Annotated in this window: 17 protein-coding genes; 11 read left to right on the top strand and 6 right to left on the bottom strand. The window is 52.4% G+C overall.

Annotated features, from left to right (window positions below):
• Positions 1-35 precede the first annotated feature (35 nt).
• From IEW52_RS05240 to IEW52_RS05230, 3 genes are read left to right on the top strand one after another with little or no spacing between them, the layout of a single operon-like run.
• Positions 36-266, top strand: a complete 231-nt coding sequence (locus IEW52_RS05240) for a DUF2789 domain-containing protein (RefSeq protein WP_229667805.1) — start codon at positions 36-38, stop codon at positions 264-266.
• Positions 267-280: 14 nt separating this feature from the next.
• Entirely contained in the window at positions 281-595 is a 315-nt protein-coding gene (locus tag IEW52_RS05235; protein WP_188629017.1) for a hypothetical protein, read from the top strand.
• Entirely contained in the window at positions 595-1,368 is a 774-nt protein-coding gene (locus IEW52_RS05230) for a Zn-ribbon-containing protein (RefSeq protein ID WP_188629016.1), read from the top strand. Before IEW52_RS05235 ends, IEW52_RS05230 begins: the two co-directional genes overlap by 1 nt.
• A gap of 97 nt (positions 1,369-1,465) precedes the next feature.
• Here IEW52_RS05230 and IEW52_RS05225 read toward each other — a convergent pair whose 3' ends face one another.
• Positions 1,466-1,996 (bottom strand): SecY-interacting protein Syd, encoded by a 531-nt coding sequence (locus IEW52_RS05225; RefSeq protein WP_188629015.1) that lies wholly within the window; start codon positions 1,994-1,996, stop codon positions 1,466-1,468.
• A 54-nt stretch (positions 1,997-2,050) separates the two neighbouring features.
• On the opposite strand from IEW52_RS05225, the gene queF reads away from it, so the two are divergent.
• The 7 genes from queF to IEW52_RS05190 all read left to right on the top strand — a co-directional run bounded on the left by queF (position 2,051) and on the right by IEW52_RS05190 (position 10,789).
• On the top strand, positions 2,051-2,902 hold the full coding sequence (gene queF, locus IEW52_RS05220; protein ID WP_188629014.1) for an NADPH-dependent 7-cyano-7-deazaguanine reductase QueF: 852 nt from the start codon (positions 2,051-2,053) through the stop codon (positions 2,900-2,902).
• Positions 2,903-3,046: 144 nt separating this feature from the next.
• Positions 3,047-5,254 (top strand): nucleotidyl cyclase domain-containing protein, encoded by a 2,208-nt coding sequence (locus IEW52_RS05215; protein ID WP_229667804.1) that lies wholly within the window; start codon positions 3,047-3,049, stop codon positions 5,252-5,254.
• Between the two features lie 39 nt (positions 5,255-5,293).
• Positions 5,294-6,796: a GGDEF domain-containing protein gene (locus IEW52_RS05210; protein WP_188629012.1), complete on the top strand. Its 1,503-nt coding sequence runs from the start codon at positions 5,294-5,296 to the stop codon at positions 6,794-6,796.
• A 28-nt stretch (positions 6,797-6,824) separates the two neighbouring features.
• Entirely contained in the window at positions 6,825-8,180 is a 1,356-nt protein-coding gene (gene ppnN, locus IEW52_RS05205; protein ID WP_188629011.1) for a nucleotide 5'-monophosphate nucleosidase PpnN, read from the top strand.
• Between the two features lie 15 nt (positions 8,181-8,195).
• A complete protein-coding gene (gene xni / locus IEW52_RS05200; protein ID WP_188629010.1) occupies positions 8,196-8,978 on the top strand; it encodes a flap endonuclease Xni in 783 nt (260 codons plus the stop codon).
• Positions 8,979-9,057: 79 nt separating this feature from the next.
• Positions 9,058-10,065, top strand: a complete 1,008-nt coding sequence (locus IEW52_RS05195; RefSeq protein ID WP_188629009.1) for an isocitrate dehydrogenase — start codon at positions 9,058-9,060, stop codon at positions 10,063-10,065.
• 223 nt (positions 10,066-10,288) lie between these two features.
• Positions 10,289-10,789, top strand: a complete 501-nt coding sequence (locus IEW52_RS05190) for a hypothetical protein (RefSeq protein ID WP_188629008.1) — start codon at positions 10,289-10,291, stop codon at positions 10,787-10,789.
• 97 nt (positions 10,790-10,886) lie between these two features.
• Here the strand turns inward: IEW52_RS05190 and rlmM are convergent, their stop codons facing one another.
• Genes rlmM through IEW52_RS05170 form a run of 4 tightly spaced genes read right to left on the bottom strand, consistent with a single transcriptional unit; the run spans position 10,887 to position 13,873 of the window.
• Positions 10,887-11,978, bottom strand: a complete 1,092-nt coding sequence (rlmM, locus tag IEW52_RS05185) for a 23S rRNA (cytidine(2498)-2'-O)-methyltransferase RlmM (RefSeq protein ID WP_188629007.1) — start codon at positions 11,976-11,978, stop codon at positions 10,887-10,889.
• Positions 11,978-12,361, bottom strand: a complete 384-nt coding sequence (locus IEW52_RS05180; protein ID WP_188629006.1) for a DUF423 domain-containing protein — start codon at positions 12,359-12,361, stop codon at positions 11,978-11,980. The genes rlmM and IEW52_RS05180 overlap by 1 nt, the downstream gene beginning before the upstream one ends.
• Positions 12,351-12,965, bottom strand: coding sequence for an alpha/beta fold hydrolase (locus IEW52_RS05175; RefSeq protein ID WP_188629005.1), 615 nt, complete (start codon positions 12,963-12,965; stop codon positions 12,351-12,353). Before IEW52_RS05175 ends, IEW52_RS05180 begins: the two co-directional genes overlap by 11 nt.
• The gene (locus IEW52_RS05170; RefSeq protein WP_188629004.1) at positions 12,962-13,873 is read right to left on the bottom strand and encodes a transcriptional regulator GcvA; all 912 of its coding nucleotides are present in this window, start codon (positions 13,871-13,873) and stop codon (positions 12,962-12,964) included. Before IEW52_RS05170 ends, IEW52_RS05175 begins: the two co-directional genes overlap by 4 nt.
• 171 nt (positions 13,874-14,044) lie before the next feature.
• Between IEW52_RS05170 and IEW52_RS05165 the strand changes: the two genes are divergently transcribed.
• Complete coding sequence (locus IEW52_RS05165; protein ID WP_188629003.1) at positions 14,045-14,671, top strand: DUF2726 domain-containing protein; 627 nt, start codon at positions 14,045-14,047, stop codon at positions 14,669-14,671.
• Positions 14,672-14,754: 83 nt separating this feature from the next.
• Here the strand turns inward: IEW52_RS05165 and IEW52_RS05160 are convergent, their stop codons facing one another.
• On the bottom strand, positions 14,755-15,489 hold the full coding sequence (locus IEW52_RS05160) for a 3'-5' exonuclease (protein WP_188629002.1): 735 nt from the start codon (positions 15,487-15,489) through the stop codon (positions 14,755-14,757).
• Positions 15,490-15,493: the final 4 nt, after the last annotated feature.

The following is a 15,493-nucleotide window of genomic DNA, read 5'->3' as shown; positions in this document are numbered from 1 at the left end:
TCACCTCACATCTTTTCTGTAAGGAGATGAAATATATGATGGAACACATGATTCACCCTTTTTCCGAACTGTTCGAACAGTTAGGCCTGGATGCCAGTAACGACGGCATTAAACACTTCATTGCAACCCACAAGCTACCCGCAAATATAGAGCTGATAGAAGCACCATTCTGGAGTGCGGCACAGGCCGGCTTTTTAAAAGAAGGTCTGCAAGACGACTCCGACTGGGCTGAAGTCATCGACCAACTCAATATCAGCCTCAGATAAGGTAACTCAAACGCATGCCCCAACAGGACATCATTAACGCCATACGTAGTCTGGTTAAAGAAGGCAAGAGTATTAGCACCGCCACCGTGAAGGCGCGATTGAATGGCTCGGTGGACTTGCCCACTTTGCTGGCGTTAATCAGCCGTTACAAACAATCACCGCACACGCTGTTGGCAACAGAGCCAGAGGCGATGGCATCTGCCACCCCTGACGCGTCTTCAACCGAGCGCGCACTGACTGATCGGGTAACCGAGCTGGAAGCCAGGGTGGTGCGGCTGGAGCAATTGCTAGCCTCGATATCGATTCAGGCACAGGAGCCGCGTAACTGATGTGGGTATGTGAACTGCACTTTGATTGTTATCAGGACGCACAGATGGCCGAGGTTGAACCGGCCATCCGCCAGTTTATTGATGCATTGCGTTATAACGGCCAGATTATAGGTCGGGAGTTTCCCACCTCTATTCATCAAGGGTGGCTGAATTGCCGCGTGGTCTGCCCCGAGCAAGACAGTCTGCACCCACGCTATTACAATCGTCAGGTCGAGCTGGCCATCACCCGGCTGCATCAGGCCGGCTTGACCAGCCCCAAGACGACGGTAAAAGGCCAGGATCTGAATTCGGACACCACGGATGATTGCCCATCGCGGCCCTGGCAGCTGTTGTATACGACCTACCTGCACTCTTGTTCACCCTTGCGCTGTGGCGAGCACTTTTCACCAATACCTTTATACAAGATACCGCCGGTAGCCAACGGGGACTGCAAACAGGTACTCAAGTGGCAAGAAGACTGGGAGGCCTGCGATCAGCTGCAAATGAACGGCTCCATACTTGAGCACGGAGCCGTGGTTGAAATCAGCACCCATGACAGTCGATTAAGCCGCCGAGGCCGGGATCTGGGCAAGCGCATCGAGTACCTGACGCACATACCCACCTTTTACTATTTGTATCGAGTGGGCGGCGAAAGTCTGGACGCCGAGCTAAACCGCCCCTGCCCGGGCTGCGGTGAGCCCTGGCGTTTGCCAGAGCCCATACACGAGATCTTTGATTTCATGTGTGAGCCCTGTCGCCTGGTGTCCAACCTGTCCTGGGATTTTAAAAAGTAAAGAGTTAAGGGTGAAACCTGCAAGCTGGATGTTTTTTCAGCTTCAGGCTTAACGCTATCTTTAATATTTTACTTACAGCTTCCAGCTCCCGGCTGTGTTAACAGGGCTCCAGACGGCGTAGAAAGTGGCTCAGGTTGGGCGCCAGTACGCCTATGCAGCCCTTGCCCAAGCGCTCCAGCTGCACTTCGCCGCTGGCGTTGTTCAGCGTGACCAGCTTTTGCTCCTCCTTACCGGTGGCCAAAAACCAGCTGGCGGGTAATTTAAGCTTTTTCATCATCAACTGATGGGCAATCTGGTTTTGCTGCAATCGCTCGAAATCCTGTTCGTTCCAGGGCTGCAGCAGGGTCAAGAACAGCCCTTTGAAGCAGGCAGGAATATTACCCGCGTAATAATGACCAAACACCGCGCTTATATCCCCATGTATCGGCATGTCCAACGCATTGGCCAGATTATCAAAACTGCCCGGTTCGGGTCGCAGCCAGGCTTGCCAGCCTACCTTGCCGGCCTGAGGAGGTAACAACTCGGCCGGAGAAGAAAATGCCGCATCGTATTCGACCAGCGGGATACCGCCCAGCCGCCGTTGGCGAGCAAATAGCTCATCGAGCGCCATCACCACTTGATCTTGCATACTAAAGTCTCACAATAAGGTCAGAACTCTTCATTCTACCAACTGGATCCCGAAATGACACCAGAGCAAAAATACCATGCCAGCAATGCCCTCGATGCCTTGCCTCTGGGCAAACAGAGCAGCTACGTCTGCGAATACGATGCCAGCCAATTGCAAGGGGTGCCACGGACGTTGAACCGGGACGACCTGGGCCTTAAGGCCGATGCCCTGCCCTTTGCCGGCGAAGACTTATGGAATGTGTATGAATTGTCCTGGTTGAACAACAAGGGCAAGCCCATGGTAGCCATGGGCGAGGTGCGCGTGCCGGTCAATAGCCTGAACCTGATTGAGTCAAAATCGTTCAAGCTGTATTTGAACAGTTTCAATCAAAGCCGCTTCGACAGTATCGACGAAGTAGAGGCGATACTGACCAAGGATTTGAGCTTGTGCGCAGAGGGAGCCGTCAAGGTAACACTGTTTGAGCTAAAAGCAGCACCCAGTCAATTTGGTATCTTGCCTGGCGACTGTATTGACGGGCAGGATATCACGATAGAACATTATCAACCGGTGGCGGATTTGTTACACCATGCCACCGACTCCGAGAATGTCACCGAAACGCTGCATTCCCATCTATTGAAATCCAACTGTCTGGTCACCGGCCAGCCAGATTGGGGCAGCCTGATGATCCGCTATCAGGGACCGCGTATTCGCCGTGACGCCCTGTTGCGTTATCTGGTGTCGTTTCGCCAGCACAACGAGTTTCATGAGCAATGTGTAGAGCGCATTTTCATGGATATCATGCAGCATTGTCAGCCTAAAGAATTGACGGTATACGCTCGTTATACCCGCCGCGGCGGACTGGATATCAACCCTTATCGCAGTAATGTAGCCGGTAAAGCCGCAAACGTGCGTCTGCAGCGCCAATAAAGGCGAGATCATGAACAGATAACGTCAGAAACTGGACTCCGTCCGGTCTGCTCCGTAAACTGGTGCGTCACCCGCATTACATCGGTATCCGTTATTGTGATTTTGTCTGTCGCCGTTCTGGTTTCACATCTGGCGGGCACGCCTGTGCTGTCGCCATATCAACCCGAGCCTGTTGAACTACAACGGGCTCGTCAGCTTATGCTGAGCCGACCTGGCGAATGTGTTGCACTCACCAATTTTTTCTTGCAGCGCAAAGAAATAGATCCCGCCAAGCTGGTTAACTCGCGACAAGACTTCGATCATCAAGAGATGGCCAAGCATTATCGTACTCGAGAACAAAGCCAGGCAGCCTGGCAAATACAGGCGCTGTGTCAGGCCAACGAAGGCCTGATGTTACCCGCCGATGTCAGCATCAACCGAGCCATCACACTGGCCAAAAAATACCGACAGCCGGACACAGAAGCAGCCAGCCTGATGATCAAGGCCAAGCTGGCACTCGCCCAGCAAAACCCCAACCTTGCCAGCACCCTGCTTGATGATGCCGATGAGCAACTGACCAACAACAGTTCACGCAATCTGCAAGAAGCCCTGCATCTGTTGCAGGCCAGCACCTTGCTGCATCGACATAAAACAGATGAAGCCCGGCTGGCCTTCGAAAAAATACGGGTTCAGGCCCAGGAAAATAATCAGCCCATACTGCAAGCCTGGGCCAACTACCTGCTGGCAGAATATTATCAACTGTTGCAACAGGATGAGCTGGCGCTGTCTCACTATGTAGAAACCCTGAACCTGCTGGGCAAACGTCGTCAGTACTACCTTAAAGCCATGGCCGCAGAGAAAGCCGCCAACATCAATGCCGCATTAGGCTCGGGCGAACAAGCCATTCACTACGCCAATCTGGCGAGCAGCGAGTTTGAGCTGCTGGGCAACCCCAACCTGTTGATCAGCTCACTCTTGAATCTGGGACGAGTAACCCGCACCAGCAGCCATGACGCCAGCCTGGCCCTGGTTTACTTTTTCAACGCCCTTGATCTGGCAAAAAACATGGCCGACACCGACCACATAGCCCAGCTATACTTGGAAATTGGTCATAGCTATCGGGTATTGCAGATCGACGCAGAGGCTCGGCATTACCTCACCCTGGCTCGCACCAGTTTCGAACGCAGCCAGGATGTGCCTCGCCAGATAGATGCCTTACTGCAACTCGGCCAGCTTTACATGGCACAAGACGAAAATGGTCTGGCATTGCTGCAGTTTGAACAGGCACAAACACTGGCAGAAAAACTGAACGACGTGCCACGCCTGATTGAATGCCACCGACTGCTGGCCGAGCTCTTTGAGCTCAGTGATAATCCAACCCAAGCCTTGGCGCATCACAAGGCCTATCACGATTATTATGCCCGCGTCAGTCAGCTTAATCGTCTGCTGACGCAAAGCCTGGTACAAGACAGTGATCAACAACTGCAGCAAGAACGAGAACTGGCCGGGTTGCGCCAGGCCAACGAACAGGCTTTGCACGAAAAACAGCGTTTTACCCTGCTGGCTTCCAGCCTGGGATTGATCCTGCCCCTGCTGTTGTATGGCTGGTTGCGCAATCACGCCCGCAGCCGGCGCCTGCAGCAGCAAAATAAAGAGCTACATCACTCCTTGTTGACAGAATCCAGAACCGGGCTGCCCAACTGGCGGCAACTGATGCATCGTCTGCCACAGGAAATGGCCAAGAGTCAGCTGCGCTCCGAACAATGGTACTTGAACGAAGCCGAAGCTCAGCCATTCAACGATAAAATATACTACCTGCTACTGCATGTGCCTTTTATGGTCGATTTGAGCGAGCGCCTGGGGTTAATGCATGCAACGGCCATACAAAAAGAATTGGGTACCTACCTCAACAGCCGTATTCATCCCGAGGCACGACTGTACGACTTGCGTGAAGGGCAATTCATTTATGTTATTTCGCAACGCCAGGTCAACTCGCTGCAGCAAACCATCACCAGCCTTGAGCGCATGTTTGCCGAGTTCCCCAGCCCGTTCAAACTGGATCAGCGCCTGGCCATCGGTATTATCGGCCATCCTTTTCTGCCCAAGGCGCCCCACGCCCTTGACGATATGCGCCTGGGAGACATCTTGTATCTGGCCATGGCCGCCGCCCATCAAATTGCCAACCAGACCGGCGACAAAGCCTGGGTAGAGCTACTGGCAGTAGACTGTCAGCAAGCGGCTTTTTTTCATGGCGACATTCGCCATTGCTGCATACAGGCTATTCTCAAAGGACTGGTCAAAGTAAACAGTTCACATAAAAAACAACACATTGACTGGCATGCATTGGCTCCAGAGCTGGTCATGTCGATATAATTTTACAGGGTTGCCTGCGTTAGGCTGCAATGGTGAAACATGAATGACTTTGACGATAGACAAATGTTAATAGAACTGGCATCCGTTATTGATCGGCTAGAAATAGTATTATCCGGCTTACAGCAACCTCTCGCACTTTCCGCCAATGATTCGTCTGCCGGTCGATTAAGCAGCCACTGGCACCGCATTTTTACCGGGAATCAGGTTGCCGCCAATGCCGTCGACACCTCCCGACAACAGCAACTTGCCAGCGAACTGACCCAGCAGCTTGAACGTTTACGCAATGAACACGTGCGCATGCGCCACATTAAACAGTTAAGTGAAAAAAAACTGCAACATGCCTCAACGCAGTTACAGCAGTCCGGCTTCAGCCCGCCGGAAGCGGCCGAGCTACTCACTCTACTGACCCAGGGACAGTTCAATCACCAGCATCACGGCCAATTACTGCAATTGCTCGACCACTACCAGGCTGCGCTGGCAAGCAGCATCACCCATCACGCACACTCACACGATCATCAACATGAGTTATGTACCCGTCTGCTGCAACTGATTGACGAGCTGCACTTTTCCGGCCCGGTGGCCACAGAGCTCGCCAAGCTGCGCCATCAGCTACAACAACGGGTTGAGAAAACCGAATTACCCAGCGTCTGCCTTAAACTGATTGACTTGACCATTGAAGGCTGTCGGTTCGAGCGTAAAAACGCCACCCGGTTTCTCACCAATCTGAACGCCCACCTGGAAGAAGTGCATCGTCACTTTGCCATCACCCTGAGCGAAGGCCAATCCATTGTCGATGCCCGCACTCATCATGGCCACCATATTGCCGGTGAACTCAGAGCCATAGGCGAACATCTGTTTAGCCAGAGCAACGTCCAGCTTACTGCCGATATCGAACTGAGAATGCGCAGCATCAATCATATTCTGGTACAACATGAACGACTGCAGGAGCGTGAACATGCTCTGCTCCAGCGAATGAGTGAAATGGATCAACAAATTCACACGCTGAAAGCAGAAGCCGAGAATTTCAAGCTACAACTCAATGCACAAAATGATAAGCTGTTTATAGACAGTCTGACCCAAATCCATAACCGGGCAGGCATGGATCAGCGTCTGGATCTTGAATACCGCCAATGGTTGCGTTATGAAAAACCTTTGTGCATCGCTCTACTGGATGTCGATTATTTTAAAGAAATAAATGATAAATATGGCCACCTGGCCGGCGATAAAGCCTTACGTCTCATCGCAAAAACCATGCAGCAATCATTAAGAGAAACCGATTTTGTGGCTCGCTTCGGCGGTGAAGAATTCATGGTGTTATTAAGCAATACCGATCAGAAAGATATCGAAAAACCACTGCAAAAATTGTGTGACAGAATTAAAAATATTCCGTTTCGCTTTAAAGAAGAGCCCGTGACCATCACCATTTCCCTTGGAGCCACCCTGTTAAAACAGGGAGATAGCATTCAATCGGCTCTGGAGCGAGCAGACCAGGCACTGTATCGCGCCAAGCATGCAGGCCGAGATCAGATAGTCATGGACTGACCTTATAACAATATTCAAAGGAGTGACTATGATCACCCATATTAATCCGGTTGGCAGCATGAATCTGCTGTCACAAGTTGAAGTCGATAATCTTAAGCAATCCGCCTCCGGCGCCTTGTATCAACTATTTCGCAACTGTGCGCTTGCGGTGCTTAATTCCGGCAGCCAGACCGACAGTTCCAAAGAAATTCTCGAACGCTACACTTCATTTGATATCAATGTGATCCGACGCGAGCGCGGCGTCAAACTCGAGCTGTTCAATCCTCCGGTGCATGCCTTTGTCGATGGTGAAATTATTCGCGGCATTCAGGATCATCTGTTTTCCGTATTGCGCGACATCATCTATGTGAACAGCAAGCTGCAAAACAATGATGTGCTAACCCAGAATTCACCTCAGCATCTGACCGACCTGGTCTTCTCCATTCTGCGCAATGCCAATACGGTTCATCCGGGTGCCGAACCCAACCTGGCGGTGTGCTGGGGCGGGCATTCCATTGCGCCATACGAGTATCAATATACCCGCGAGGTCGGCAACGAACTCGGCTTGAGAGAGATGAATATCTGCACCGGTTGTGGCCCGGGCGCCATGGAAGGCCCCATGAAAGGCGCCGCCGTTGGCCACGCCAAGCAGCGAGTAACCGGTAGCCGTTACATCGGTCTCACCGAGCCTTCTATTATTGCCGCCGAGCCGCCCAACCCCATAGTGAACGAGCTGGTCATACTGCCTGACATCGAAAAACGTCTCGAAGCCTTTGTGCGCATGGGGCACGGTATTATCGTCTTTCCTGGTGGCGTGGGAACGGCAGAAGAGATTCTGTATATTCTGGGCATCATGATGCATCCGGAAAACCGCAATCAGCCGATGCCGATTATTTTGACCGGTCCCAAAGAAAGTGCCGACTACTTTCGCAGTGTGGATGAATTTATCGGTAATACTCTGGGCCCGGATGCGCAATCCCTGTATCAAATCATTATCGATGATCCGGCAGAGGTGGCAAGACGCATTAAAAACGCCATGCCGCTGGTACGGGATTATCGCAAGTCCGTTGGCGACGCCTATTCCTTTAACTGGTCATTGCACATAGAGCCGGAATTCCAGCTGCCCTTTATTCCCAACCATGAAAACATGGCCAGCCTTAATCTCAACCGCGATCAGCCACCGCAACAACTGGCGGCCAACCTGCGCCGAGCCTTTTCGGGCATAGTGGCCGGTAACGTAAAAGAAGGCGGCATTAAAGCCATCGAAGAAAAGGGGCCTTTTTTGCTTAATGGAGAACCCGAAATGATGAAAATGATGGACAAACTACTGCAACAATTTGTTGAGCAACAGCGTATGAAGCTGCCCGGCTCAACCTATGTACCCTGCTATCGCATCAACCGTTAACAAGACCTCATATTAATGCAGTTATTGATCATTGATGCCTTGAACCTGATCCGCCGCCTGTATGCGGTGCAAGAGCAACGGCATCAAGAAGAACAAGCGGCGCTGGCAGCCACCAGCGTCGCCCTTGTTAATGCCGCCAGGCGATTGCTGTTTCAGTTCAAGCCCAGTCATGTGGTGGCAGTATTCGATGGGGCTCCCGTCGGATTTCGCCATCATCTTTATCCAGACTATAAAGCCGGACGCAAGCCGATGCCGACGGCTTTGGCGCACTACCTCACCCAGTTGCAACAAGACTTGTGGCAGCTGGGTATTGATGCCTTGCTGTCGGATACCGATGAAGCGGATGATCTGATTGCGACCCTGGCTCGCACCCTGAGTCGCCATGGCAAGCCCAGTACCATCGTCTCTACCGACAAGGGGTTTTGCCAGTTACTGAGCCCGCACATTCAGTTATGGGACCATTTCAAGCAGCGCCATATAGATGCGCAGCACGTACAGCAGCAATATGGATTACAGGTGACACAGCTGGTGGATTACTGGGCACTGACCGGTGTATCGGGCAGTCAGATAAAAGGCGTTCCCGGCATAGGTCCCAAACGTGCGCAAGCCTTGCTGCAGCGCTGGAAAACCCTCGATCAGCTGCTGTCCGCCCCGGGCGAGAGCAAAGAAGAAAACACTGTAATAAAACATAAATACCAGGCGCTACTGGCGAGACAGCTGGTTAAATTAGTCGATGATATCGAACTGGGCGTTAATTTACAGGATCTTCGCTATCACAGTTTGAAGACCGGATCATAGAATACACGATCTGAAAGTGGTATAACCAGCAAGGAAATTGTGTCTCTATATCATTATCATAAATAACGGAACGCCGCTCATGAACAAACGCAGTATTACCGTGATCCCAGGCGATGGTATCGGCCCAAGCATTGTCGATGCCGCCCTGACCATTCTCGATCACGCCGGTTGTGATTTTCATTACGACTACGCAGATGCAGGCCTGTTGGCACTCGAAAAACACGGCGAGCTTCTTCCCAAGTCCACACTGGACTTGATAGAAAAAAACAAGATTACCCTGAAAGGCCCGCTTACCACGCCCATTGGCGGCGGTTTTACTTCCATTAACGTTTCATTGCGCAAGCACTTCAATCTCTATGCCAACCTGCGCCCAGTAGTGTCGTTTGAAGGTACCAAGAGCCGCTTTGAAAACATAGATATCATTACCATTCGCGAAAATACCGAAGGCATGTATTCCGGTGCCGGGCAAAAGCGTTCAGACGACAACAACAGCGCCGAAGCCATGAGTATTATTACCCGCGAAGGGGCCGAGCGCATTACCGAGTTTGCCTATCAACTGGCCCGCTCCGAAGGCCGTAAAAAAGTCACCATAGTGCACAAGGCCAACATTCTGAAGTCCACTTCCGGGCTGTTTTTAGAAGTGGCCCGTGAAGTCGCGCTGCGCTATCCGGATATTGAAACCAACGAAATGATCGTGGATGCGGTATGCATGAACCTGGTCATGTATCCCGAGCGATTCGATATTATCGTTACCACCAACCTGTTTGGCGATATTATCTCGGACTTGTGTGCCGGTCTGATCGGTGGCCTGGGGATGGCTCCTGGTGCCAACATTGGCAAAGAGGTGGCTATTTTCGAAGCGGTACACGGCTCGGCTCCCGACATTGCCGGCCAGAATATTGCCAACCCCTGTTCGGTCATTCTGGCCTCAATTCAAATGCTTGAGCATTTGGGGATGCAGGATAAAGCCCATCAAATCCGCAATGCCGTACGCAAAACCATTGCCGAGGGCAAAACGGTGACCCGTGATCTGGGTGGCAACGCCAGCACCACAGAGTTTGCGCAAGCCATTATTGCCAATCTGTAAGGCGGGCATCTCTGGTATTGCTACCCGCATCAGTCTAGCAACAAGGGCCATTTGGCCCTTTTTTGATCGCTTTATACCCAATCACGAAAAATTAGGAGTCAAGCGTAGACGTTCAATAACTGAATACCGATTTAGTTAGAGTATGACTAATAAATTCGTATAAAAAATGCAGTTTGGCTCACAACAGAGCAACTATAGTTAGTGAAACGAGGGAGGATGGGCTATGGATGGTCGACTCATACTGCACCAAGGCAGCCGTGTTTTATTGCTGTTGTTGCTTCATATCAATGTCAGTTTTGCCTATGAAGAAGCCATCAGCACGCTACCCGAGCGCCAATACCAGACAAAGACAAACGCCAATTACTTCCCACCCAATGTAAGCAGTGCCCAACCGCTGCGTTTTACCTTCGCCCCACCTGCTATTTTTGGCGACATACCCAAACGTTATGGCCTTAATTTTGAATGGCAGTCCACTCCTGACGGCACATCAGGGCTGAACGCCTATCCCCTTTTGAAACTCACGCCACAAAGTTCGGTCGGATTTTCATTAAAAAACTTCCGGCCACGATTCGACTTTGAAGGAGGCGGCTTTAAAACCTCGATGCGGCTGCGAGGCAATGGTATCAAGCTCAACATACGCCCTGCCGATCCCACTAACCGTCTGGAGTTTGATATAAAAATTACCGACGACGAATCCCGACTCGATCTAACCTACCGGTATTGAGCCACTATAAACTGGAGGCTTACATAACAGAAAAGCACCGAACCTGGCAGGATCGGTGCTTTTCTTCAAGCTTCTAGCTGACGGTTTAAAGCTTTCTTTATTCTTTTGGCTGTAACTTGGCCACTTTGTGCGGCCGATACACATGCACGGTAATTTCTTCCCGATCATGATAAAGCTGCTTGGCCTGAACTTCAAACCCACCCAGTTCGGCGAGCTTGTCTTTTAACTGTTGCAGGTTATGCACCGCTTCGCCGTAGCGCTTTTTCATTGGCAGCTTAAGGTTGAACATGGCTTCCTGGCAGTCTTCATCCACCAACCAGGCGGCCATGGTCGCCACCACCCGTGCCGGCTTTTCAACCATGTCGCACACCAGCCAATAGGTATTTTTACGTGCCGGACGCCAGGTAAAACCGTCTTCGCGATAATGCTTTACCTGCCCGGTATCCATCAAGGTCTGAGCCATGGGGCCGTTATCGATGGCGGTCACCATCATGCCGCGGCTTACCAGCTGATAGGTCCAGCCGCCGGGCGCCGCGCCCAGATCGACCGCACGCAGCCCCGATGTCAGCCGCATATCCCATTCATAGCGGGGAATAAACACATGAAATGCTTCTTCCAGTTTCAGGCTCGAACGACTGGGCGCATCGGCAGGAAAACGCAGCCGCGGGATCCCCATGTGAAAAGGCGAATTATTGAAGGTATAGGAATATCCCAGTATGGCGTGATTATTGGCCATAAAAAACAAGTGCAGCACCGGCTTGGTGTGCGACTCGTTACGCGTCAGCAAGCCCTTGCCACGCAGGGCCTGGCGCATGGGAACGGTAAACTTGCGACAAAAACGCGACAGCTCTTTTCCGTCATTGGTATCTGGCGTTTCTACGCGAATATCCCCACACAGCTCCATGCCCTCGGCTGCAGCCAGCAAGGGGGTAATGCGGTCATCCAGCGGCAAATCTTTTACTTCGGCATACACCACCACCATTTGCCGGGCAAAAATCAGCTCTCTAAACAACAATTTTCGCGCCATTAAATCTGCATCGTCCGGCTGAAAGCATTCATAAATAACAAAGCCGCTGTCGTCCTTGGTGCGAGCAAACCCGGGGCAGCCAAACTGCCCTGCTCTGTCCTGAATTTCCGCAGCCGCCTCTTTCTCGAATCCGGGGCGACAATATAGTAATAAGTGTTTCATCAAGACCTCAACCAAGTGCGACCGGCCAGCAACAAGCTCAACCATCCCGCCATAAAACAGACTCCCCCAAGGGGAGTAATAAAGCCAATACCCTTGGTGCCCAAAAGCACCAAGGCATAAATACTGCCACTGAACAGCAAAGTGCCCAGTGTAAAGAAAGCGGCAGCCAGATGCAGCGTTTTTACCGGCTTGACTCGTAATGCCAGTACCATCAGCAATAACGCCAGTGCATGATAAAACTGATACTGTACCCCGGTATTAAAGGCGCTGACCTGCGTCGCAGACACACCACTGGCAGCCAGACCATGAGCGCCATAGGCGCCCAGCCCAGTGCCGGTCAGCCCCAACAGGGCCGCTACATAAAACCAGATATTAACCAGCAAGAATAAACCTCCTCATACCCGCAACGATGGCCGACAAATTACGATCGAGCGTGGTGCCTGACGCCTTGCGCGGACTAAAACCATGATCGCCGTCCTTCACCCATAAAGTCTGCATGCCGGGCGCCAGATCATAACCGAGTACCGCTTCTTTATTACCAAAATTATCTCGCTCACCCTGTATCAATAACCCCGGCGTGGCCAGTGTGGCCAAATGCTGTCCACGAAACCGATCCGGCTTGCCCGGTGGCGTAAAGGGAAAACCCAGCAAAATGAGTCCGGCCGGTGCCAGGTCGTCGGCCACCAAAGAGGCCATGCGCCCGCCCATCGACTTGCCCGCCAGAAACAGACGCGGATGGGCAAACTCTGCGGCCACTTCCCGCCAGCATGCCAGTAACGCCGGTTCACGATCCGGTGGGCGACGACGTCCGTCGAGTCGTGTTTTCTGCATAAACGGAAATTCAAAGCGTATCACCTGAATTTGCTCATCGGCCAAGCCCAGCGCCAGACTCTCCATCACCGCATGCTCCATGCCTGCACCGGCACCGTGGGCGAGCAGTACGCGATTGGGAGCATTATCGGCTCCGTTGCTTAATATTCGGGTCATAGGGTTAACGCCTTTTGCTGTTCTTCTTTTGCCACCAGGGCCAACATCCATTCGCGAAAGGCGGCTATTTTACCCAATGCCGCCTGAGATTCATGACACACCAGATAATAGGCATTGTTCGACATCAACACCTGCTCGAACGGACACACCAGGCGCCCGGCTTCAATCTCGGGCTGGGCCAGTACACTGTGGCCCAACGCCACTCCCTGGCCATGAATTGCCGCCTGAATCACCATGGACGAATGACTGAATATAGCCCCTTGATTGACATTGGCCGCCACTATGCCCTGCTGTTTGAACCAGGCTTTCCAGTCCCGTCGCGAGGTATCGTGCAATAGCGTATGACGCGTGAGATCTTCGGGCGTAACCAGGGGCTTGGCCCCATGCAACAACAAGGGCGAACATACCGGGATAAGATATTCCGCGTGCAGCTTGTCGGCTCGCAACCCAGGCCAGTTATCTTTGCCGTAATAAATGGCCACATCCACATCATCGGTCAGCGAGCCCTCGTCCAGATCCACGGCCTTGATCCGCACATCAATCTCGGGGCAGGCTTCGCTAAAGCGAACCAGGCGCGGCACCAGCCACTGAATGGCAAAGCTGGGCGGCAGACTCACCGTCAAGGCACCCTTGGCACTCAGCGCCAGCACCCGTTCGGTGGCGTCGGCTATATTAGAAAAAATATCTTTCATATCCAAAAAATAGCGTTGCCCTTCTTCGCTCAGCAACAAAGAACGATGACGCCGACGAAACAGCTTGATCCCCAGATACTCTTCAAGCGCCTTGATTTGATGGCTTATGGCCGCCTGAGTAACAAACAGCTCTTCTGCCGCCCGGGTAAAACTCAAATTGCGGGCAGCGGCTTCAAACGCTTTCAATGCATTAAGCGGGGGAAGACGCCGAGACATAGTAACCTCGATAAGCTTTTCTAATGGCGCAATTATAAATGGCTCACGAATCACAAGCCAGCTCCATCAAGCCAGAGAATGCTCCTGGCTGTGATGATGGCATATATTCATTTTATGTCCTGGCCTCTGATACACTAAGCACCGATTTATTTCCTACTCTTCAGGCGTGTGATGATCAAGATGCTTCCCGTTTCCATGCTCGACTGGCTGGTGTTCAGCATAGTGCTGTTACTGGTACTGCTGGTGCTGTTAAGTTTGCTACGCAAGCTATGGCGTGGAAAACCCAAACAACCCTACCAGCAAAAGCTGCTATTCAGCCCGGAAGGCGCCACCGCTCTGCGGCTGCTGGATCACGCCATTGGCAAACAATTGCGGATATTTGCGGCCGTGAATATCAGCGAGTTGATCACACTCAATCCCAAATTGAAAAAAAGTCAGCGCGAACAAGCCTGGCACGCCATTTACGGCGAAACGCTGGACTTTGTGCTTTGCTCGCCCAAAGATCTGAAGCCCAGAGCCGCCGTGGTGTTGGCCGACGATAGCCTGAGCAAGACCGACGGCAAAAAACAGCAACAGCTCTTGCAGCAGATCCAAGATGCAGGCCTGCCGGTTATTCAATTATCGCCAAAAGCATGGCCGGATGCCCGGGCGCTGCAAGACGACATTATTGCCGCCTGCAAACCCGCTGCCGCTCCCCAGCGCCTGACCAGCGGTCAGGGCCGCGTCGAGCCGGTGCTCAACTTGCCGGACGAAGAGCAAACCGACGAACCGGACAACGAACCCCGAATAAAGCTGTAAGCCGTACGCTAACCGCCGTACGTTAAAAACAGACAAACCCCGTCTCTTTACGGACGGCGTATGGCGTATCGCTGTCTTTTGTATTACCCCCAGATATCGCCAATGGGGGTATCGGGTGAGTAATGGTGCGCAATTTGCGCCTGCAACAACTCGGCGGTGGCCAGAGCATCGGTCAGCGCATGGTGAGGCTGATAAAAAGGCAGATGATATCGGTCCCGGCTGTCGGCCAGGCGAATAGACACCGGCTTTTTACCGCGTAGCCGAGACCATAACCCCAGGGGCCTGGCTCGGTGCAGGCGGGCTTCCAACTCCATGGTATCCACCACCGGAAACACAATACTCTCGTTGAGCCTAGCCTTGAGTGCCGCGGCCAGAAACCCGCGCTCTATGTCTTTATGGTGCACCACCACCACACAACCGGCCAGCGCCGTCAGCAATTCATCCAGCACCAATAGCAAATCGGGGGCAGACTGCACCTCCGAGTGGGTAATGCCGTGGATCACCACAGCTTCGTCGGCCATCGGCTTATGGGGATTCACAATCCAGTGTCTGGCTTCCTTGCAACGAATACGCTGCACATTGAAAGGCACCAGACCAATGCTGACAATGGCATCTTTTTTCTGGTTTAATCCTGTGGTTTCAAAGTCCATCGCCACAAACGGCACCTGGGCCAGAGGCGTAGTGGCATCAACGGCACCGGCCCGATAAAACCGCTCCAGTCGGTAGTCTCGGGCATGACGGGCCAGTTCGCCGAACAACTCCGGCCATAGCGGTACCTGTTCTGAGTGCTGTATATCCTGAGGTCGCAGATAAAACATGATG

Source organism: Oceanisphaera marina, from assembly GCF_014643915.1.
GTDB lineage: Bacteria > Pseudomonadota > Gammaproteobacteria > Enterobacterales > Aeromonadaceae > Oceanimonas > Oceanimonas marina.
Note: the sequence above shows the minus strand (reverse complement) of the source record. Positions and strands in the feature narration are given on the sequence as shown.